The 19,047-nt window shown below is 72.9% G+C and carries 16 protein-coding genes; 9 read left to right on the forward strand and 7 right to left on the reverse strand.

Features of this window, described 5'->3' with window-relative positions:
• Positions 1-34 precede the first annotated feature (34 nt).
• On the reverse strand, positions 35-1,027 hold the full coding sequence (locus JOD46_RS02820; RefSeq protein ID WP_204391510.1) for a LysR family transcriptional regulator: 993 nt from the start codon (positions 1,025-1,027) through the stop codon (positions 35-37).
• A 79-nt stretch (positions 1,028-1,106) separates the two neighbouring features.
• Here JOD46_RS02820 and JOD46_RS02825 point away from each other — a divergent pair, with 79 nt between their 5' ends.
• The 3 genes from JOD46_RS02825 (at position 1,107) to JOD46_RS02835 (ending at position 7,389) form a co-directional block, all read left to right on the forward strand.
• Positions 1,107-4,805: a proline dehydrogenase family protein gene (locus JOD46_RS02825; protein WP_204391512.1), complete on the forward strand. Its 3,699-nt coding sequence runs from the start codon at positions 1,107-1,109 to the stop codon at positions 4,803-4,805.
• A gap of 442 nt (positions 4,806-5,247) precedes the next feature.
• The gene (locus tag JOD46_RS02830) at positions 5,248-6,192 is read left to right on the forward strand and encodes a 1-phosphofructokinase family hexose kinase (RefSeq protein WP_204391513.1); all 945 of its coding nucleotides are present in this window, start codon (positions 5,248-5,250) and stop codon (positions 6,190-6,192) included.
• Between the two features lie 36 nt (positions 6,193-6,228).
• Complete coding sequence (locus JOD46_RS02835) at positions 6,229-7,389, forward strand: ArsB/NhaD family transporter (protein WP_204391515.1); 1,161 nt, start codon at positions 6,229-6,231, stop codon at positions 7,387-7,389.
• A gap of 16 nt (positions 7,390-7,405) precedes the next feature.
• Here the strand turns inward: JOD46_RS02835 and JOD46_RS02840 are convergent, their stop codons facing one another.
• Complete coding sequence (locus tag JOD46_RS02840) at positions 7,406-7,885, reverse strand: ATP-dependent zinc protease family protein (protein ID WP_204391517.1); 480 nt, start codon at positions 7,883-7,885, stop codon at positions 7,406-7,408.
• A 27-nt stretch (positions 7,886-7,912) separates the two neighbouring features.
• Here JOD46_RS02840 and JOD46_RS02845 point away from each other — a divergent pair, with 27 nt between their 5' ends.
• Positions 7,913-9,121: a RimK family alpha-L-glutamate ligase gene (locus JOD46_RS02845; protein ID WP_204391520.1), complete on the forward strand. Its 1,209-nt coding sequence runs from the start codon at positions 7,913-7,915 to the stop codon at positions 9,119-9,121.
• Here JOD46_RS02845 and JOD46_RS02850 read toward each other — a convergent pair.
• The 3 genes from JOD46_RS02850 to JOD46_RS02860 form a co-directional block, all read right to left on the reverse strand.
• A complete protein-coding gene (locus JOD46_RS02850) occupies positions 9,118-9,480 on the reverse strand; it encodes a GntR family transcriptional regulator (RefSeq protein ID WP_204391521.1) in 363 nt (120 codons plus the stop codon). The two genes, JOD46_RS02845 and JOD46_RS02850, sit on opposite strands and share 4 nt — an antisense overlap.
• Positions 9,481-9,494: 14 nt before the next feature.
• Complete coding sequence (locus JOD46_RS02855) at positions 9,495-9,932, reverse strand: Lrp/AsnC family transcriptional regulator (RefSeq protein ID WP_204391523.1); 438 nt, start codon at positions 9,930-9,932, stop codon at positions 9,495-9,497.
• A gap of 95 nt (positions 9,933-10,027) precedes the next feature.
• Entirely contained in the window at positions 10,028-10,645 is a 618-nt protein-coding gene (locus tag JOD46_RS02860; RefSeq protein WP_307834882.1) for a TetR/AcrR family transcriptional regulator C-terminal domain-containing protein, read from the reverse strand.
• A 133-nt stretch (positions 10,646-10,778) separates the two neighbouring features.
• Here JOD46_RS02860 and JOD46_RS02865 point away from each other — a divergent pair, with 133 nt between their 5' ends.
• The 3 genes from JOD46_RS02865 to JOD46_RS02875 all read left to right on the forward strand — a co-directional run bounded on the left by JOD46_RS02865 (position 10,779) and on the right by JOD46_RS02875 (position 15,238).
• Positions 10,779-12,488 (forward strand): amidohydrolase, encoded by a 1,710-nt coding sequence (locus tag JOD46_RS02865; RefSeq protein WP_204391525.1) that lies wholly within the window; start codon positions 10,779-10,781, stop codon positions 12,486-12,488.
• A 16-nt stretch (positions 12,489-12,504) separates the two neighbouring features.
• Positions 12,505-13,938 (forward strand): APC family permease, encoded by a 1,434-nt coding sequence (locus tag JOD46_RS02870; RefSeq protein WP_204391527.1) that lies wholly within the window; start codon positions 12,505-12,507, stop codon positions 13,936-13,938.
• 466 nt (positions 13,939-14,404) lie between these two features.
• Positions 14,405-15,238, forward strand: a complete 834-nt coding sequence (locus JOD46_RS02875) for an LLM class F420-dependent oxidoreductase (protein ID WP_204391529.1) — start codon at positions 14,405-14,407, stop codon at positions 15,236-15,238.
• Between the two features lie 7 nt (positions 15,239-15,245).
• On the opposite strand, the gene JOD46_RS02880 is transcribed toward JOD46_RS02875, so the two are convergent.
• On the reverse strand, positions 15,246-16,034 hold the full coding sequence (locus JOD46_RS02880; protein ID WP_204391531.1) for a hypothetical protein: 789 nt from the start codon (positions 16,032-16,034) through the stop codon (positions 15,246-15,248).
• A 376-nt stretch (positions 16,035-16,410) separates the two neighbouring features.
• Between JOD46_RS02880 and ddaH the strand changes: the two genes are divergently transcribed.
• A complete protein-coding gene (ddaH, locus tag JOD46_RS02885; protein WP_204391532.1) occupies positions 16,411-17,292 on the forward strand; it encodes a dimethylargininase in 882 nt (293 codons plus the stop codon).
• A 62-nt stretch (positions 17,293-17,354) separates the two neighbouring features.
• Positions 17,355-18,128 (forward strand): Rho termination factor N-terminal domain-containing protein, encoded by a 774-nt coding sequence (locus tag JOD46_RS02890; protein ID WP_204391533.1) that lies wholly within the window; start codon positions 17,355-17,357, stop codon positions 18,126-18,128.
• A 48-nt stretch (positions 18,129-18,176) separates the two neighbouring features.
• Here the strand turns inward: JOD46_RS02890 and JOD46_RS02895 are convergent, their stop codons facing one another.
• On the reverse strand, positions 18,177-19,007 hold the full coding sequence (locus JOD46_RS02895) for an alpha/beta fold hydrolase (RefSeq protein ID WP_204391534.1): 831 nt from the start codon (positions 19,005-19,007) through the stop codon (positions 18,177-18,179).
• Positions 19,008-19,047: the final 40 nt, after the last annotated feature.

Raw genomic sequence — 19,047 nt, forward strand, 5'->3', positions numbered from 1 at the left:
GTCGTGCCAGCGCTCCGCGCGAACGGCGACAGGGTCAGGCCGGCGGATGGCGCGGCGACGCGTCCGCGTCGGGCGGGCCGCTGCGCGCGGCCGCCCGGGCCAGCGCGTCGCGCGCGGCGACCACGGCGGGACGGCGCGCGGCGGCCCGCCGTGTCGACGAGAACACCTCGCGGTCGGGTCCGCCGGGCAGCAGGACGAGCTGCACGCTCGGCGTCTCGCCCGCCCAGACGAGGTCGGGCAGGAGGCCCACGGCGTTGCCCGAGCGGATGAGCCGGATGTGCGCCATGAGGTCGGCGGTCTCGAACCGCACGTCGGGCTCGAACCCCGCCTGGCGGCACAGCTGCTCGGCCCACTCGCGCGAGGCGGTCCCCTCGGGTTCGAGCACCCAGGGGCGGTCGGATGCCGCGGTGAGCGCGTGCTCGGCGGGCGTGGTCTCGAGACGGCGCTGCGCGCCTCCTCGACCACCGGGTTGGGCGACTCCTCCGCCATCCGTGGCGGGCGGCAGCGCGAGCCGGATCGCGTCGCGCGCGAGCGGCACGCGGTCGAGCTCGGGATGCAGCGGCCGCGAGAATCCGGGGTACTGCTCGGCGATCACGAGGTCGAAGTCGCGCGCGGCCACGTCGAACAGCGCGAGTTCGGGCTCGCGCTCGGTGACCTCGACGCGCAGGTCGGGGTGCTCGGCGGCGAGCAGCGTGAGCGCCTGCGGCACGACGGCGTGCGCTGCGGACTGGAACACCGCGATGCGCACCGTGCCGCCGACGGTGGTGAGCGACCGCGCGACATCCGCCTCGGCCTCTTCGAGCCGTTCGAGCACGGCCTGCGCGTGGCCCACGAGCACCTGCGCCTGCGGCGTGAGCTGCACGCGGCGCCCGACCTGCACGAGCAGCGGCACGCCGACCTCCTTCTCGAGCTGGCTGAGCTGCTGCGAGACCGATGACGGGCTGTACGAGAGGGCCTCGGCGACCGCCGAGAGCGTGCCCCGCTGGCTCAGCTCGACCAGCAGGCGCAGGCGGCGTACGTCGAGCATCGGCGGGTCTCCGGCATCCGTTCAGACCATTCGGGAATCATGAACAGTATGCATCGGATTCATTCGCTGTACTGAACGGATGCCACGGCGCACACTGGGAGGGCCGGGCGTGCACCACCCACGCGCGCCCACAGAGACGAAGGACACCGCAGTCGTGACCACATCGAAGCTGCTCCCCGAGACCGCCCCGAGCACCGACCACGTGGTCGCGCTCGTCGAGCGGTGGCTCGCCGAGAGCGCGAACCACCCCGTCGATCCCGCGGCGCAGCGGCTCGCCGGCGTGCTGAAGGATCCGAACGGCCTCGCGTTCACCGTGGGCTTCGTCGACGGCGTCATGCGCCCCGAAGACCTCGGCGTCGCCGGTCGCAACCTCGCCGAGGTCGCGAAGCTCACGCCGAAGTTCCTGCCCGCGCCCCTCAAGGCGGCGATCCGCCTGGGCGGTGCGATGGCGCCCACCTTCCCGTGGCTCGTGATCCCCATCGCGCGCCGCGTCCTGCGGGCCATGGTCGGGCACCTCGTGCTCGACGCGACGCCCGCCAAGCTCGGTCCCGCGATCGCGAAGCTGCGCGAGTCGGGCAACCGGCTGAACCTCAACCTGCTCGGCGAGGCCGTGCTCGGCGAGCACGAGGCCGACCGCCGCCTGAAGGGCACCTACGACTTCCTCGCGCGCGACGACGTCGACTACGTGTCGATCAAGGTGTCGAGCGTGGTCAGCCAGCTCTCGATGTGGTCGTTCGATGAGGCCGTCGAGAAGGTCGTCGCCAAGCTCACGCCGCTGTACGAGCTCGCGGCGAAGGGCGCCGCAGCGGGCAGGGCCAAGTTCATCAACCTCGACATGGAGGAGTACCGCGACCTCGACCTCACGATCGCGGTGTTCAAGAGGGTGCTCGAGCAGCCGCAGCTGGCGCAGCTCGAGGCGGGCATCGTGCTGCAGACCTACCTGCCCGATGCGCTCGGCGCCATGCAGGACCTCACCGAGTGGGCGCAGCGCCGTCGCGCGGCGGGCGGAGCGCCCATCAAGGTGCGCGTCGTCAAGGGCGCCAACCTCGCCATGGAGCACGTCGACGCCGCCATCCACGACTGGCCGCTCGCGACCTACGACCGCAAGCAGGACTCCGATACCAACTACAAGCGCGTGCTGCACTGGTCGATGACGCCCGAGCGCATCGACGCGGTGAAGCTCGGCGTCGCGGGGCACAACCTCTTCGACGTCGCGCACGCCTGGCTCACCGCGAAGGAGCGGGGCGTCGAGCACGGCGTCGAGTTCGAGATGCTCCTCGGCATGGCGACCGGCCAGGCCGCGGCGGTGCGCGGCGACGTGGGCCGGCTGCTGCTCTACACGCCGGTCGTCAACCCGTCGGAGTTCGACGTCGCGATCGCGTACCTCATCCGCCGCCTCGAGGAGAACGCGAGCCAGGACAACTTCATGTCGGCCGTGTTCGAGCTCTCCGAGAACCGGGCGCTGTTCGAGCGTGAGCGCGACCGGTACCTGCGCTCGCTCGCCGCGCTCGAGGCCGAGGGCCCGGATGCCGCGGCGCCGCGCCCGAACCGCACGCAGAACCGCCGCACGGAGTGGACGGAGGGCGACCCCGCCGAGCTGCGCGCACGTGCCTCGGTGCCGTTCGCGCCCGCCCCCGGCGAGGAGCACGAGGGCTCGCTGACCAGCGTCGTGCTCGGCATCACACGGGGCTCGGGCGTCGACGGCGACCTCGAGGACGTCGCCCTTCCGGTCGGCCCCGGGGTGACCCCCGGCTTCCGCAACGAGCCCGACACGGACCCCGCGCTCGCCGCGAACCGCGAGTGGGGCCGTCGCATCCTCGAGCGCGTGCCCGGCTCGACGCTCGGCATCGACACCCTGCAGGCCAACCGCATCGACACCGCCGACGAGCTCGAGCGCCTCATGGCGGCGGTCGTCGCGCGCGGCACGGAGTGGGGCGCGCTCTCGGGCGACGAGCGCGCCGCGGTGCTGCACCGCGCGGGCGTCGCGCTCGCCGCGAACCGTGATCGCCTCATCGAGGTCATGGCCGCCGAGACCGGCAAGACCATCGCCGAGGCCGACCCCGAGATCAGCGAGGCGATCGACTTCGCGCACTACTACGCCGAGCGGGCTCGCGAGCTCGACCGGGTGCAGGGCGCGCACTTCGTGCCCTCGAAGCTCACCGTCGTCACCCCGCCGTGGAACTTCCCGGTCGCGATCCCCGCGGGCGGCGTGCTCGCGGCGCTCGCCGCGGGCTCGGGCGTGATCATCAAGCCCGCGAAGCTCTCGCAGCGCTCGGGCGCGATCATGGTCGAGGCGCTGTGGGAGGCCGGGATCCCGAAGGACCTGCTCGCGCTCGTCGACCTCGGGTCGCGCGAGCTCGGCACCAAGCTCGTCTCCGACGAGAAGGTCGACCGCGTCATCCTCACCGGGGCCTACGAGACGGCCGAGCTGTTCCGCTCGTTCCGCAGGGACCTGCCCCTGCTCGCCGAGACGAGCGGCAAGAACGCCATCATCGTCACGCCGTCGGCCGACCTCGACCTCGCGGCATCCGATGTCGTCAAGAGCGCGTTCGGCCACGCCGGCCAGAAGTGCTCGGCCGCCTCGCTCGTGATCCTCGTCGGGTCGGTCGCGAAGTCCGAGCGCTTCCGCCGCCAGCTCGTGGATGCCGCGACGAGCCTGCGCGTCGGCTGGCCCGAGCACCCGTCGAGCCAGATGGGCCCGATCGTCGAGCCCGCGAACGGCAAGCTGCTGCACGCCCTCACGACGCTCGGCGCCGACGAGGAGTGGCTCGTCGAGCCCCGGCAGCTCGACTCGACCGGCCGGCTCTGGTCGCCCGGCATCCGCGAGAACGTGAAGCCCGGCTCGTACTTCCACCTCACGGAGTTCTTCGGCCCGGTCCTCGGCGTCATGCACGCCAAGGACCTCGACGAGGCGATTCGCTTCCAGAACGCGGTGGACTTCGGCCTCACCGCGGGCCTGCACTCGCTCGACTCCGACGAGGTCGCCACCTGGCTCGAGACCGTCGAGGCCGGCAACCTCTACGTCAACCGCGGCATCACCGGCGCGATCGTGCAGCGCCAGCCCTTCGGCGGCTGGAAGCGCTCGGCGGTCGGTGCGGGCGCGAAGGCGGGCGGACCGAACTACCTGCTCGGCCTCGGCGATTGGCAGCCCGACCACGCCGAGCCCAGCCGCTCGCTGCACCTGCGCGGGCTCGAGCAGCGCGTGACCGAGCTCATCGAGGCGTCGCAGCCGGCGCTCGACTACGAGTCGTTCGAGGTGCTGCGCCGCTCGGCGCTCTCCGACGAGGTCGCGTGGGCCGAGGAGTACGGCACGGTGAAGGACGTCTCGGGCCTCGGCGTCGAGCGCAACCTGTTCCGCTACCTGCCCACCGCGGTCACGATCCGCGTGAGCGAGGACGCGACGCTCGCCGACGGCCTCCGCGTGCTCGCCGCGGGCCTGCTCGCGAAGTCGCGCCTGACGGTCTCGACCGCGCACGAGCTGCCCAAGGGCGTGCGCGCGATCCTGGCGGCGCGCGAGATCCGCGTGGTGCGCGAGGGCGACGCCGGATGGCTCGAGCGTGCACGCACGGGCGCGATCACCGGCCGCGTGCGCCTCGTCGGCGGCTCGGCCTCGGCGCTCGCCGAGGCGACCGGCGGGACGCCCGACCTCGCGGTGTGGTCGCACCCCGTCACGCCGTCGGGGCGCGTCGAGCTGCTGCCGTTCCTGCACGAGCAGGCGGTGTCGATCACGAATCACCGCTTCGGCAACCCGACGGCGATCTCGGACGGTGTGATCTAGGACTCCTGCCGGCGCGCGCCGGTCCATCCTCGGGGGCCGTCGTCTGCATACCGTTTCCGGCTGGCTCATATGAGGCTCGCCTCAATTGAGGCCCGGCTCGAATGAGCCATCCGGGAACGGTCGCTGGTCGCCGGTCGCCGGTCGCCGGTCGCCGGTCGGCTGTCGCGCCGAACGCCGGTCGGGCCCGTCGGCAGTCGCGCCGGTCGCCGGTCGCCGGTCGCCGGTCGGCTGTCGCGCCGAACGCCGGTCGGGCCCGTCGGCAGTCGCGCCGGTCGCCGGCCGCCGGTGGGCTGTCGGGCCGGTCGCCGGTCGCCGGGCGCCGGGCGCCGGGCGGCTGTCGCGCCGGGCGGCTGTCGCGCCGGGCGGCTGTCGCGTCGGTCGCCCGTCGGCGGTCGCCGGGCCGAGACGGGCGGCGCGCCGGTCCGCGCCGTAGGCTCGGGGCATGTCCGCGCACGCGCCGATCGTCACGCTGACCATGAACCCGGCGCTCGACGTGTCGAGCACGGTCGACCGGGTGGTGCCCGAGCACAAGCTGCGCTGCGGCCCGAGCCGGTTCGACCCGGGCGGCGGCGGCGTCAACGTGAGCCGCGCCATCCGGAACCTGGGCGGGAACTCGGTCGCGATCTACCCGCTCGGCGGGCCGACCGGGCAGGCGTACCGCGGGTTCCTCGAGCAGGCGGGCATCATCGGCCGCGTGATCACGATCGCCGGGACCACGCGCGAGAGCTTCACGGTCGACGAGACCTCGACGGGCGAGCAGTACCGGTTCGTGCTGCAGGGGCCGACGCTGCGCGAGCCCGAGTGGCGCGCGTGCCTCTCGGTGGTGGCCGACCACCTGCCCGTCGGCGGGTTCCTCGTCGCGAGCGGCAGTCTGCCGCCCGGCGTGCCCGTGGACTTCTACGCGATGCTCGCGCGGATCGCGCACGAGCACGACATCCGGGTGGTGGTGGATGCCTCGGGGCCGGCGCTCGCGGCGGCGCTCGACCAGGGCGTGTTCCTCATCAAGCCGAGTCGCGACGAGCTCGCGGGGCTCGTCGGCGCCGACGCCGACCTCGGGGTCGAGGAGCAGGTGGACGCCGCACGCGCGATCGTCGCGGCCGGGCGCGCCGAGGTCGTCGCGCTCACGCTCGGCGGCGCGGGCGCCGTGCTCGTGACGGACGAGGGCGTGCTGCGGCTGCCGACGCCCCGGATCGAACTCGCGAGCGCGGTGGGCGCCGGCGACGCGTTCCTCGCGGGACTCGTGCTGCGGCTCGCTCAGGGGCGCCCGGTCGCCGAGGCGTTCCGCACGGCCGTCGCGGCGGGCTCGGCGACGGCGATGCTTCCGGCGACCGAGCTGTGCCGGGCCGAGGACGTGGCGCGGCTGGAGTCGGAGCTCGCGCCCGCCTGAACCGCCGGCGACCGGACGAGCGATTAGGCTCGCCCGGTGCGGATCGCGTGGCTCGGACTGGCCCTCCTCCTCGCGGGTGCGGCGGCGGTCGCCGCCGGGGTGCTCGGCATCGACGAGGTCGCGGCCCTCGCCGCGAGGGTCGCACCCATCCTCGCGTTCGTGGTCGCGGCGACCGTCGTCGCCGAGCTCGCCGCCGAGGCGGGCCTCTTCAGCGTCATCGCCCACGCGCTCGCCGCGCTCGCGCGAGGCCGCGCGATCGCGCTGTGGCTGTTCGTGCTCGCGCTCGCCACCACCTCCACGATCTTCCTCTCGCTCGACACGACCGCGGTGCTCCTCACGCCGATCGTGGTCTCGCTCGCCGCGCACGCGCGCATCTCGCCGCTGCCGTTCGCGTTGACCACGGTATGGATCGCGAACACGGGCTCGCTGCTCCTGCCGGTGTCGAACCTCACGAACCTGCTCGCGGCGGAGCGTCTGGACCTGCATCCCGTCGAGTTCCTCGCGCTCTCGTGGGCGCCTGCCGCGACGGCGGTCGCCGCGACCGCCCTGATCATCCTCGTCATCCGCCGACGCGAGCTGCTGGCCCGCTTCGAGCCCGAGCGCCGCGAGCCGCCCGAGGACCGGGTGCTCTTCCTCGTCGCCGCGATCACGGTCGGCCTGCTCGTGCCGGCGTTCCTCACGGGCATCGAGGTGTGGATCCCAGCCACGGTCGCCGCCGTCGTGCTCGCGATCGCGTTCGCGGTGCGCCGGCCCGCGACGCTGCGGCGCACCCCGCTGCCGTGGCGGCTCGTGGTGTTCGCCTCGGGCCTCTTCCTCGCCGTCGAGGCGGCGCACGCCGCGGGATGGACGGAGGTACTGGGCGTGATCGCGGGCACCGGCCACGCGCCGCTCGACCTGCTCCGGCTCGCGGCGGTCGGTGCGACCTCGGCCAACGTCGCCGACAACCTCCCCGCGTACCTCGCGCTCGAGCCGTTCGCCGACGACCCGGTGCGCACGATGGCCCTGCTCATCGGCGTGAACGCGGGCGCGCTCGTCACGCCGTGGGCGTCGCTCGCGACGCTGCTGTGGCACCAGCGGCTCGTGGCCATGGGCGTCGAGATCTCGTGGCGCCGGTACGCCCTGCTGGGCCTGATCGCAGCGCCGGTCGTCGTGACCGCGTCGACCGCGGCGCTCGCGCTCGCGAGCGCTGCCGGGTGAGGGTCCGCGACGCGCGTCAGGCGCGGCCGCGGTTGCGGCGGCGGATGGCACGCGGCGCGCGCCCGCCGACGAAGGACCGCCCTGCATCCACGAGGAAGCCGTTGCGCAGCGCCTCGCGGCCCACGAGCATCCGGAAGCCCATCTCGTCGCGGTTCGTGAGCGTCACCTCGGCGCTCACCGTGCGGCCGAGCAGCACGAGGTCCATGAGCACCACGAACCGCTCCTGCGTGTGCCCGGTCGAGCTGCGGATGACGCGCCGGTCGTGCACCGGCAGTTCCACGGTCGCGGCGTCGAGGTCGGTGTCCTGCCAGGGGTGGATGCCGAAGCGCACCCAGTCCGCGCCGTCGCGCGAGAACTCCTCGAGGTCGAACGCGTGCAGCGCCGACGAGCGCGCGCCGGTGTCGAGCTTGGCCTTGATCCAGTCGATCTCGGCCTGGGGCAGGCGCACCCATTCGCGCCATCCGGCGATGGTGCTTGAATGGGTGGGCTCTGTCATCCGAACCATCTTCGCAGGGACTTCCCCATGAAACTCGCGATCCTCTCGCGCGCCCCCCAGGCCTACTCGACCCAGCGTCTCCGCACTGCAGCGCAGCAGCGCGGCCACGACGTCAAGGTCCTGAACACCCTCCGCTTCGGCATCGACCTCTCCGGCCCCGAGCCCGACCTGCAGTACCGCGGCCGCCAGCTGTCGGACTACGACGCGATCCTGCCGCGCATCGGCAATTCGATCACGTACTTCGGCACCGCAGTGGTGCGGCAGTTCGAGCAGATGGACGTGTACACGCCGAACACCGCGAACGGCATCACGAACGCGCGCGACAAGCTGCGTGCGACGCAGATCCTCTCGCGGCACGGCATCGGCATGCCCGCCACGACGTTCGTGCGCAACCGCGCCGACCTGCGCCCGGCGATCGAGCGCGTCGGCGGCGCGCCGGTCGTGATCAAGCTGCTCGAGGGCACGCAGGGCATCGGCGTCATCCTCGCGCCCGAGGTGAAGGTCGCCGAGGCGATCATCGAGACGCTGCACTCGACGAAGCAGAACGTGCTCATCCAGAGCTTCATCACGGAGAGCCGCGGGCGCGACATCCGGGCACTCGTCGTCGGCGACCGCGTCGTCGCGGCCATGCGGCGCGTCGCGAGCGGCGACGAGTTCCGCTCGAACGTGCACCGCGGCGGCACCGTCGAGCCGGTCGAGCTCTCGGCCGACTACGAGCAGACCGCCGTGCGGTCGGCGCAAATCATGGGCCTCAAGGTCGCGGGCGTCGACATGCTCGAGGGCAACGAGGGACCGCTCGTGATGGAGGTCAACTCGTCGCCCGGCCTGCAGGGCATCGAGACGGCGACGAACCTGGATGTCGCGGGCGCGATCATCGACTACATCGCCAACCAGGTCGCGTTCCCCGAGATCGACGTGCGCCAGCGGCTGACGGTCTCGACCGGGTACGGCGTCGCCGAGCTCGTCGTGCACGGTGCCGCCGACCTCGTCGGCAAGACCCTCGGCGAGTCGGGGCTGTGGGATCGCGACATCACGGTGCTGACGCTGCACCGCGGCACGACCGTCATCCCGAACCCGCGCAAGGGCGTCGTGCTCGAGGCGGAGGACCGCATGCTGTGCTTCGGCAAGCTCGAGGAGATGCGCTCGATGATCCCCGAGCGCCGGCGCCGGCGGCAGAAGGTGCGCCGCCTGCCGAAGGAGCCGATCCCGGCGCCGGTCGAGGCCGCTGCGAGCTAGTCGCGCGCGCGGAGCGCGCGCTCGACGGCGTCCACCGCGGAATCCGTCGTCGCGCCCAGCCGTGCGACCGCGTCGGCGTAGGCGGATGCCGCGGCCTGCAGCGCCTGCTCGACGGGGTCGCCGGTCGCGCGCACGAACGTGCCGTTCCGCCCGCGGCCCTCGACGACGCCGTCGGCCTCGAGCTCCTTGTAGGCGCGCGCGACGGTGTTCGTCGCGAGTCCGAGCTCATCGGCGAGCGCGCGCACGGTGGGCAGCTTCGCGCCCGCGGCGAGCGTGCCCGCGCGCACGGCGTCGACCACCTGCATGCGCAGCTGCTCGTAGGGCGGGGTGCCCGAGTCGCTCTCGACCGTGAACCGCATCCGCTCGCCCGGGCTCAGTCGCGGTTGCGGTTGACCAGCCGCGAGAGCACGATCGCGCTGCGCGTGTGGTCGACGTTGGGGGCGATGCGCACGCGTTCGAGCGCATCCTCGAGCGAGGCGATGTCGCGCGCCCGCATGTGCACGATCGCGTCGGCGCTGCCCGTGACGGTGCCCGCGTAGACCACCTCGGGCACCCCTTGCAGGATGCGCTGCAGTTCGTCGGGGGCGACCGTGCCGCGGCAGAAGAGCTCGACGTACGCCTCGGTGCTCATGCCGTCGACGGCAGGGTCGACCTGGATCGTGAACGCCTTGATCACGCCGTCGGCGACGAGCTTGTCGACGCGGCGCTTCACGGCGGACGCGGACAGCCCCACCGACGAGCCGATGTCGCCGTACCCGGCGCGGGAGTTCTGCCGCAGCAGGTCCAGGATGGCGCGGTCCAGGTTGTCCATGGGGCGAGTGTACGACCGTTCGTTGCGCGCCGGTACGGCTTGACGCCGCTTTCCTGCGTGCTGTTGCACGTTCGTGATCGCGGGCGCTCGGCGCTCTAGTGGCGGCCGAGCGACGCGTGCCGCTCGCGCAGCCCGTGCATGACGGCGTCGAGTCCGAGGCGGAACGCGCGCTCGGCGCCGGATGCGTCGGCGTGCTCGGGGTCGAGCGCCGAGCGCAGCGACTCGAGTTCCGCCGGCACCGACGCCTGCGCGAGCAGGTCGCCGGGCGCGACGATGTCGAGCGCCGAGCCGAGCACGTGCGCCTCGACGGTGCGCATGACCGCGACCGCGTCGCGCGTGGGCCAGCCGCCGTCGAGGAGGGAGCCGACGACGGTCTCGTACATCTCGAGCGTCGACCGGTCGCGGATCGGCGTGGTCGCGAGCAGCGGGATCACGTTGGGGTGCGCCGCGAACGCGGTGAGGTAGGAGCGCGCCCACGCCTCGAGCGCGACGTCCCACGGGTGCACGCCGAACGCCGAGACGTCGATGCCCTCGACGATCCGCGCGCGCACGGCCTCGATGAGCTCGCCTCGGCTGGCGACGTGGTTGTAGAGCGACGAGACCTGCCGGTCGACGCGCGCGGCGAGCGAGCGCATCGTCAGGGCGCCGCCGCCCTCCTCGTCGACGAGGTCGAGTGCGGCGCTGATGAGCTGCTCGCGTTTCAGGCGTGTCACGAATGTCCTCCGGGGTCTTCCGTCGCCGTGAACGGGAGTGTAACGTGACCGCACGCAAACACGAACATTGTTCGTAAACGGATGCCGCGACGCGGCGCGCTGCGAACACGACACGACGACGGGACGAGGTTCGGTGACGACGACGTACTTCCACGGTGGCACGGTGTGGACGGGAGCCGGCGCCGACGAGGGCGCCCTGCTCGTACGCGACGGCCGGGTCGAGGCGGTCGGCGCGGCGGCCGAGGCCGCGGCATCCGGAGCCGACGCCGTCGTCGACCTCGACGGCGGGTTCCTCATGCCCTCGTTCGGCGACGGACACGCCCACCCGATGTTCGGCGGCCTCGAGGCCGAGGGGCCGAACGTGCGCGCGTGCGGCTCGGTCGCCGAGATCGTCGCCGAGGTGCGGCGCTACGCCCAGGAGCACCCCGAGCTCGAGTGGATCACGGGCGCCTCGTACGACGGCAGCCTCGCCGCGGCCGGCCTCTTCGATGCGCGCTGGCTCGACGAGGCCGTCGCCGATCGCCCCGTGATGCTCCGTGCCTGGGACTACCACACCGTGTGGGTCAACTCGAAGGCCCTCGAGCTGGCCGGCATCGACGCGGCGACGCCCGAGCCCGAGCTCGGCGAGATCCCGCGCCGCGAGGACGGCACGCCGCTCGGCACGCTCCGCGAATGGGGCGCGGTCGACCTCGTCACCGCGGTCATGCCGCCGCGCGAGATCGAGACGGGCGTGCGCGCACTCGAGCGCGCCGGACGGTACTTCCTCGAGCGCGGCGTCACCTGGGTGCAGGACGCGTGGGTCGAGCCGGCCGACCTCGAGGTGTATCTCGCGGCCGCAGCATCCGATGCCCTGCCCGTGCGGTTCAACCTCGCGTTCTACGCCGACCCGCGCCGGTTCGCCGACGAGCTGCCCGGCATGCTCGCCGCTCGCGGGCGGGTCGAGGCATCCGGCTCGCCGCTGCTCACCGCGCACACCGTGAAGTTCTTCGCCGACGGCGTCGTCGAGAACGAGACCGGCGCCCTGCTCGAGCCCTACTGCTCTGGCCTGCACTCGCACGGCATGTCGGTGTGGGGCGCCGAGCGCCTCGCGGAGGCCGTGCGATCTGCGGATGCCGCGGGCTTCCAAGTGCACGTCCACGCCATCGGCGACGCGGCCGTGCGCCAGGCGCTCGACGCGATCGAGCGCGCGATCGAGGCCAACGGCCCGCGAGACCGACGACCCGTCATCGCCCACGCCCAGCTCGTCGACGACGCCGACCTCGCCCGTTTCGCCCAGCTCGGCGTGATCGCCAACATGCAGCCGCTCTGGGCCCAGCTCGACGCGCTGATGACCGTGCTCACCGTGCCGCGGCTCGGGCAGGAGCGGGCCGACCGGCAGTACCGCATGCGCTCGCTGGCCTCCACGGGCGCCGTCCTCGCCTTCGGCTCGGACTGGCCGGTCTCCTCGGGCGACCCGCGCGACGGGCTCGCGATCGCGGCGTCCCGCCGCACCGTCGACGGCGAGCCCGCGGGCGGCTGGACCCCGCACGAGATCGTGCCAATGGAGGCCGCACTGTCCGCCTACACCGCGGCGGTCGCGCACCAGGCCCTCGCCGACTCGGTCGACGCGCCGTGGGGCCGGATCGTCCCGGGCGCGAGCGCCGACCTGGCCTGGCTCGCGCGCGACCCGCGCGAGGTCGATCCGCACGAACTGCCCCGCGTGGCAGTGCGCGAGACCTACCTCGCGGGCGTCCCGTGCCTCGCCGGCCCCGCGGCATCCGATGCTCGTCCTGTCACCCCCGAGACCCCCGCAGCACCCGACACCCCCGCCCGAGACGAGCGCAGCGTTGCGCTCCGCCCCTGAGAGGAACCCACCCCCGATGTCCCAGTCCACCGTCGCCGGCACGACCGGCCACGCCCCATCCGGACCCGACGGCGCCCACCTGCGCCGCGTGCTCGGCGTGCCCTCGCTCGTGCTGTTCGGGCTCGTCTACATGGTGCCGCTCACGGTCTTCACGACCTATGGCATCGTCACGCAGCTCACGGGCGGCCGCGTCCCGCTCGCCTACGTCATCACGCTCGTCGCCATGTTCTTCACCGCCCGGTCGTACGCGCGGATGGCGGTGGCCTACCCCTTCGCGGGCTCCGCCTACGTGTACGCGCAGCGCAGCTTCGGCCCTGGCGTCGGGTTCCTCGCCGGGTGGTCGCTCATGCTCGACTACCTGTTCCTGCCGATGATCAACTACCTCGTGATCGGCATCTACCTGAACGCCGCCTTCCCGGCCGTGCCGCAGTGGGTGTTCATCGTCGCGTCGATCGCGATCGTCACCGTGCTGAACGTCGTCGGCATCGTCTCGGTCGCGCGCGCCAACTTCGTGATCATCGCCGTGCAGACGCTGTTCATCGTCGCCTTCGTGGCACTCAGCCTCGTCGCGGTCGGCGGCACCGGGCAGGTCGACCTGCTCGCGCCGTTCACCGGCGACGGCACCGTCGAGGGCCCGGGCGTGCTGTTCGCCGGCGCGGCCGTGCTGTGCCTGTCCTTCCTCGGATTCGACGCGGTCTCGACCCTTTCGGAGGAGGCGAAGGACCCCACCCGCTCGGTGCCGCGGGCGATCATGTTCACGACCGTCGCGGCCGGCGTGATCTTCATCCTGCTGTCGTACCTCTCGCAGGTGGTGTTCCCGTCGAACGACTTCGCCTCGGTCGACTCGGCGGCGCTCGACGTCATGGGCGCGGCCGGCGGCGAATTCCTCGCCGTGTTCTTCACCGCGGCGTACATCGCGGGCGCGATGGGATCCGCCCTCACCTCGCAGGCGTCGGTCGCGCGCATCCTCTACGCGATGGGGCGGGACCGGGTGCTGCCGCACGCGGTGTTCGGGCGGCTGTCCGCCCGGTTCCGCACGCCGGTCATCTCGATCCTCGTGGTGTCGGCGATCTCGATGCTCGCGGTCGTGATCGACCTCGGCCTGCTCGTCGAGATGATCAGCTTCGGCGCGCTCATCGCGTTCTCGGTCGTGAACCTCACGGTCATCAAGCACTACTTCCTCGACCGGCACGAGCGCTCGGGCGGGGCCGTGGTGAACAACCTCGTGCTGCCGCTCATCGGCTTCGCGCTCACGCTGTGGCTGTGGACGAGCCTCTCGCCGCGCACGTTCGTCGTCGGGCTCATCTGGCTCGGACTCGGCGTCGTGCTGCTCGCGGTCGTGACGCGCGGGTTCCGCCGCCCCGTGCCGATGCTCGACCTCCGCGAGGAGGTCGGGCACGACGAGTCGCCCGCCGAGGCGACTCCCGTGGACGAGCGCGCGCAGGGGTAGCCGCGTTCGGCACGCCCGCCCGTCGTCCGCGTCCGCGGCGGCGGGCGGGCCTTCGCGTGGGCGGGGCACGCGGGTGGGTTCCGTGGGTGCGTCGAGGACGTGGAGGGTTCGCGAGTCCCGGGTTGTTGCGGGTGCACCCGCGCGGAGGCGGGACTCGGGATGGTGCGGGAATCCTCGCGGGGTCGGGCCATCCGTGGGTTTCGTGTGTGGGTTCGCGAGTCCCGGGTTGTTGCGGGGTGCACCCGCCGAAAGTCGGGACTCGATGGTGCGGGAACCCTCGCGGGGTCGGGCCATCCGTGGTTCTCGTGTGTGGGTTCGTGAGTCCCGGGTTGTTGCGGGTGCACCCGCCGGGGGCGAGGGCGGGAGCCACGGCGGTGACGCAGGGGCCCGCGCGCCGCGGCATCCGTTCGCGGTGGGCGGACGCAACCCCCCGGAAACCGCTCGCCGCGCGGCGTAGGGTCGAGGCATGACCCTCGACGCATCCAACGCTCCCGCGCGCCTCGGCGTGCAGCTCCAGCCGCAGCACGCGACCTACTCGCAGATCCGCGACGCGGTGCTCCGCATGGAGGACCTCGGCGTCGACGTCGTCTTCAACTGGGACCACTTCTTCCCGCTCACGGGAGAGCGCGACGGCCTGCACTTCGAGGCGTGGACCATGCTCGGCGCGTGGGCCGAGCAGACCGAGCGCGTCGAGTTCGGCACGCTCGTGAACTGCAACTCGTACCGCAACGCCGACCTCCAGGCCGACATGGCGCGCACACTCGACCACATCAGCGCGAAGGGCGGCGACACCGGCCGGTTCATCTTCGGCACCGGGTCGGGATGGTTCGAGCGCGACTACGACGAGTACGGATACGAGTTCGGCACCGTCGGCTCGCGGCTCGACGACCTCGCCGAGGCGCTGCCGCGCGTCAAGGCGCGCTGGGCCAAACTGAACCCGGCGCCGACGCGCGACATCCCGATCATGATCGGCGGCAAGGGCGAGCAGAAGACCCTTCGTCTCGTCGCCGAGCACGCCGACATCTGGCACTCGTTCGTGGCGCCGGGCGACCTCCGGCACAAGCTCGACGTGCTCGCCCGCTGGGGCGAGAAGGTCGGCCGGGATGTCACGGAGATCACGGTCTCGAACGAGCTCGACCGCCGCGGCCTCGACGACGAGCACGCCGACGCGCTGTACGACGCGGGCGTGCGCCTGTTCACGATCGGCATCTCGGGGCCCCACTACGAGGACACGGCCGTCCGGCACTGGCTCGAGTGGCGCGACCGCAAGAACGGCGGGCGCCGGGCCGACGCGGCCTGAGCCGGCGTCAGCTCGCGGGACGGGTGGTGATCGCCACCTCGCCCGAGGGTGCCCACGTCACCTGGTGCAGCACGTCGCCGAACGCGCTCTCGGTGGACAGCCCGGTGCCCGGGAACATGCCGTCGACGGTGCACGACGACGCGCCGCCGACGTCGCGGAGCTCGACCTGGAGGCAGAGCTGGGTGCCGTCGGCGCTGCGCGCGGCGTGCACCGATGCCCCGTCGGGCAGCGTCGCCAGCCGGCGGTAGCTCGCCGAGTCGAGGTCGTGATCGACGAAGGCGGGAAGGTCCTCGGGTGCCTGTGCGCGCTCGAACACGTCGGTCGCCTGGATCTCGCTGATCGGCACGGCGGCCGGATCGTCCCGATCCGCGAGCTCGAACGTCACGTCGTCGTCGGCCGCCGACCCGGTGGACTGACCCGAGAGGTTCGTCGTCGCCTGCATCCCCGAGAGCCAGCCCGCGCCGAATCCCACCACGAGCGCGATGGCGCCGGCGAGCACGCCGATCCGCACGACCTGCGATGCGGGCGGATGAGTCGGCCCGTCGGGGGAGCGCGCCGGCTCGCGCAGCTCGTCGAACACGTCGGTGCCGGTCACCGACGCCGGGGCCGCTGCCGCGGCCGGGGTGGCCGCGGCGCCGCTCGGGCCGCCCTCCACCGAGGGCCCGTCGGCCGACGCGGGCGCATGACCGCGCCGCAGCGCCGCCAGCTCGTCGGCGGCAGCAGCGCGTTCGGCGTCGCTCGCGCCGGCGCCGTAGGCGGCGCGTTGGAGTTCGGCGATGCGCTCGGCGTTCGGCATCCGGGTCTCCTCGCTCGGCCGGCGTAGGGCTGCCGGGGCTGCGCCCAGCCTGCCCGAGCCGACGCGACCGGGCAAGCATCGGCTCGCGCAGGATTCGAGCGCCCCAGTCCGCCGGTCCGACGGCGGAAACATGCAGGCGAGCCATCCGCAAGTCCTGTTCTGTTGCGTCAGGCGCGGCAACTCGCACGAATCCCGCGTATCACGCCGAGAAGGCGCGCGTGGTTCCGTCCACACTGGGAGTGGCGTCTCGACGGCGGCGCGATCCGAACGCCGTCGTCGAGGCTCGAGAGAGCGACCTGGTCCGCCGACACCCGCACCGGCCCGGCCCGGCGGCTCGCCGCCGAGCTCGGCCCATCGCAACCGTACGAGGAGTGAGATGTCGACCGTGACCGAGACGCAGACCGAGAGCCGCACCGAGGCCGAGACCCGGACCGGCGCGACCCGCCGCACGCCGTCGCCGAAGACCGTGCTGATGTGCCGCCCCGAGCATTTCACGGTGGTGTACCAGATCAACCCGTGGATGGACCCCGCGAAGCCCACCGACACGGCGCTCGCGGTCGCGCAGTGGCAGACCCTCCACGACACGTACGTCGGGCTGGGCTTCGAGGTGCACCTCATCGATCCCGTCGAGGGACTCCCCGACATGGTCTACGCGGCCAACGGGGGCACCGTGATCGACGGCATCGCGTACGGCGCCCGGTTCACGCACGAGCAGCGCGCGGCCGAGGGACCGGCCTACATGGACTGGTTCCGCGGCGCCGGCTTCGACGTGCGCGAGCCCGAGGAGGTCAACGAGGGCGAGGGCGACTTCCTGCTCGTCGGCGACGTGATCCTCGCCGGCACCGGCTTCCGCAGCGACGCGTCGAGCCACGCCGAACTCGCCCGCATCACCGGCCGCGACGTGCTCACGCTGAACCTCGTGAACCCGAGCTTCTACCACCTCGACACCGCCATCGCCGTGCTCGACTCCCGCCCCGGCCAGGAGCACATCGCGTACCTGCCGAGCGCGTTCGACGAGCCCTCGCTCGAGGTCCTGCACGAGCGCTACCCCGACGCGATCCTCGTCTCCGAGGAGGATGCCGCCGTGCTCGGCCTCAACTCGTACAGCGACGGGCTCAACGTCGTCATCGCGGCGCGCGCCGCCGGGTTCGAGCGGCAGCTGCGCGACGCGGGCTACCAGCCGATCGGCGTCGACCTCTCCGAGCTGCTGCTCGGCGGCGGCGGCGTGAAGTGCTGCACGCTCGAACTGCGGCGCTGACCGGCAGTCGGCCGCTACGATTCCGGGAACGAGGACACCCAGCCGACCCGGGAGAGCCGACGATGGCACGCACGAAGCGCAAGGATCAGAAGCCCGCGACGTCCGCCGAGAAGGCCGACAAGGCCGCCGCCAAGGCCGACAAGGCCGCCGCCAAGGCCGACAAGGCCGAGAAGCAGGCCCGGAAGCAGGCCGACCGCGCACAGCGGGCGGCGGTGGCAGCGCTCGACGCGGCGAAGGCGGCGATCGCGAAGGCGGCCGAGCTCGCCAGGCGCGCCGATGAGGCGGCCCGCGCGAGGGCGAAGGAACTCGAGAAGTCGCTCGAGCGGCTCCGCTCGCGCGGTGAGAAGGCGACGGATGCCTCGGCCGTGCCGTCGCCCGTGACGGCCGCGTCGTCCGCCGAGCCGAGCCCGGCCGAGGCGACCGAGGCCGCACGGGCTGCCGCGGAGGCGGTCGGCGCCGTCGAGACGGCCGAGCCCGCGGCGGAGGCGGTGCCGGCGAAGAATGCGCCCGCCAAGGAGCCCACGGCGAAGAAGCCCACGGCGAAGAAGCCCACGGCGAAGAAGGCCGAGTCGAAGAAGGCCGAGGCGAAGAAGCCCGAGGCGAAGAAGGCCACGGCGAAGAAGGCCGAGACGAAGCCGGCACCAACGAAGCCGAAGTCGGCCCAGGTCGCCGCGGCGACCTCCACCGCCGCGACGCCTCCCGCCGCGGCATCCGCCGGCCCTGACGACCTCTCGACCCGCTCGGTCGCCGAGCTCCGCGCGCTGGCCAAGGAGCGCGGCGTGAGCGGCTACTCGCGCATGCCGAAGGCCCAGCTCATCGAGGCGCTCCGCGCCTGAGCCGCGGCGGCGGGCCGCCCCGCCGCCGTGACCGAGGCCGCGCCCCGCCTACGACGCGAGGAAGGTCAGCAGCGCCGCGTTGACCTCTTCGGCGTGCGTCCAGAGGAGGCCGTGGGGCGCCCCCTCGATCTCGATGTACTCGGCGTCGGGCAGGTGCGTGCGGAAGGCCCGCGCGGTCACGTCGATCGGCAGGATCCGGTCGGCCGTGCCGTGCAGGATGAGCGTGGGCACGTCGATGCGTCCGAGGTCGCCGCGGAAGTCGGTGAGCCACGTGTCGACGCAGGCCGAGGCGGCGTACCACGATGCCTGCGCCGCGGTCGCCCAGCTGCCGCGCACAGCGGCCTCTGAGATCCGCGAGCCGAGGTTCTCGTCGAGGTTGTAGAAGTTCTGGAAGAACGTGTCGAACCAGGCGAACCGATCGGCCTCGGCCTGGCTGCGCAGTCCGTCGAAGTCGGGCGCGGCGCCGCCGGGGTTGTCGTCGGTCTGCCGCAGGTACGGCTGGAGCGAGCCGAGGAAGGCCGCCTTCGCAATGCGGCCGCTGCCATACGTGCCGAGGTACCGCGCCACCTCGCCGGTGCCCATCGAGAACCCGACGAGCGACACGTCGGCCAGCTGGAGCGCGTCGAGAAGGGCGTTCAGGTCGGCCGCGAACGTGTCGTAGTCGTAGCCGACGGTGGGCTTGCCGGATCGCCCGAAGCCGCGCCGGTCGTAGACGATGACGCGGTGCCCGGCGGCCAGCAGCGCGCGCTGCTGCTTCTCCCACGACTGGCCGTCGAGCGGATAGCCGTGGATCAGCACCACGGGCCGTCCCTCGCCGTGGTCCTCGTAGTAGAGCTCGATGGGCGCCGAGTTCTCGGTCCCGATCTCGATGGTCGGCATGCGTCCCCCTGGGTGTCGTGTCGTGCGATGCGCCGCCAGT

The organism is Agromyces aurantiacus (genome assembly GCF_016907355.1).
Classification (GTDB): domain Bacteria; phylum Actinomycetota; class Actinomycetes; order Actinomycetales; family Microbacteriaceae; genus Agromyces; species Agromyces aurantiacus.

What these genes read in the sequence shown, in the direction of transcription:
- JOD46_RS02820 (WP_204391510.1), bottom strand. Translation starts at nt 1,027, where the DNA reads ATGCTCGACGTACGCCGCCTGCGCCTGCTGGTCGAGCTGAGCCAGCGG.
- JOD46_RS02825 (WP_204391512.1), top strand. Translation starts at nt 1,107, where the DNA reads ATGCCACGGCGCACACTGGGAGGGCCGGGCGTGCACCACCCACGCGCG.
- JOD46_RS02830 (WP_204391513.1), top strand. Translation starts at nt 5,248, where the DNA reads ATGTCCGCGCACGCGCCGATCGTCACGCTGACCATGAACCCGGCGCTC.
- JOD46_RS02840 (WP_204391517.1), bottom strand. Translation starts at nt 7,885, where the DNA reads ATGACAGAGCCCACCCATTCAAGCACCATCGCCGGATGGCGCGAATGG.
- JOD46_RS02845 (WP_204391520.1), top strand. Translation starts at nt 7,913, where the DNA reads ATGAAACTCGCGATCCTCTCGCGCGCCCCCCAGGCCTACTCGACCCAG.
- JOD46_RS02850 (WP_204391521.1), bottom strand. Translation starts at nt 9,480, where the DNA reads ATGCGGTTCACGGTCGAGAGCGACTCGGGCACCCCGCCCTACGAGCAG.
- JOD46_RS02855 (WP_204391523.1), bottom strand. Translation starts at nt 9,932, where the DNA reads ATGGACAACCTGGACCGCGCCATCCTGGACCTGCTGCGGCAGAACTCC.
- JOD46_RS02870 (WP_204391527.1), top strand. Translation starts at nt 12,505, where the DNA reads ATGTCCCAGTCCACCGTCGCCGGCACGACCGGCCACGCCCCATCCGGA.
- JOD46_RS02875 (WP_204391529.1), top strand. Translation starts at nt 14,405, where the DNA reads ATGACCCTCGACGCATCCAACGCTCCCGCGCGCCTCGGCGTGCAGCTC.
- JOD46_RS02880 (WP_204391531.1), bottom strand. Translation starts at nt 16,034, where the DNA reads ATGCCGAACGCCGAGCGCATCGCCGAACTCCAACGCGCCGCCTACGGC.
- ddaH (WP_204391532.1), top strand. Translation starts at nt 16,411, where the DNA reads ATGTCGACCGTGACCGAGACGCAGACCGAGAGCCGCACCGAGGCCGAG.
- JOD46_RS02890 (WP_204391533.1), top strand. Translation starts at nt 17,355, where the DNA reads ATGGCACGCACGAAGCGCAAGGATCAGAAGCCCGCGACGTCCGCCGAG.
- JOD46_RS02895 (WP_204391534.1), bottom strand. Translation starts at nt 19,007, where the DNA reads ATGCCGACCATCGAGATCGGGACCGAGAACTCGGCGCCCATCGAGCTC.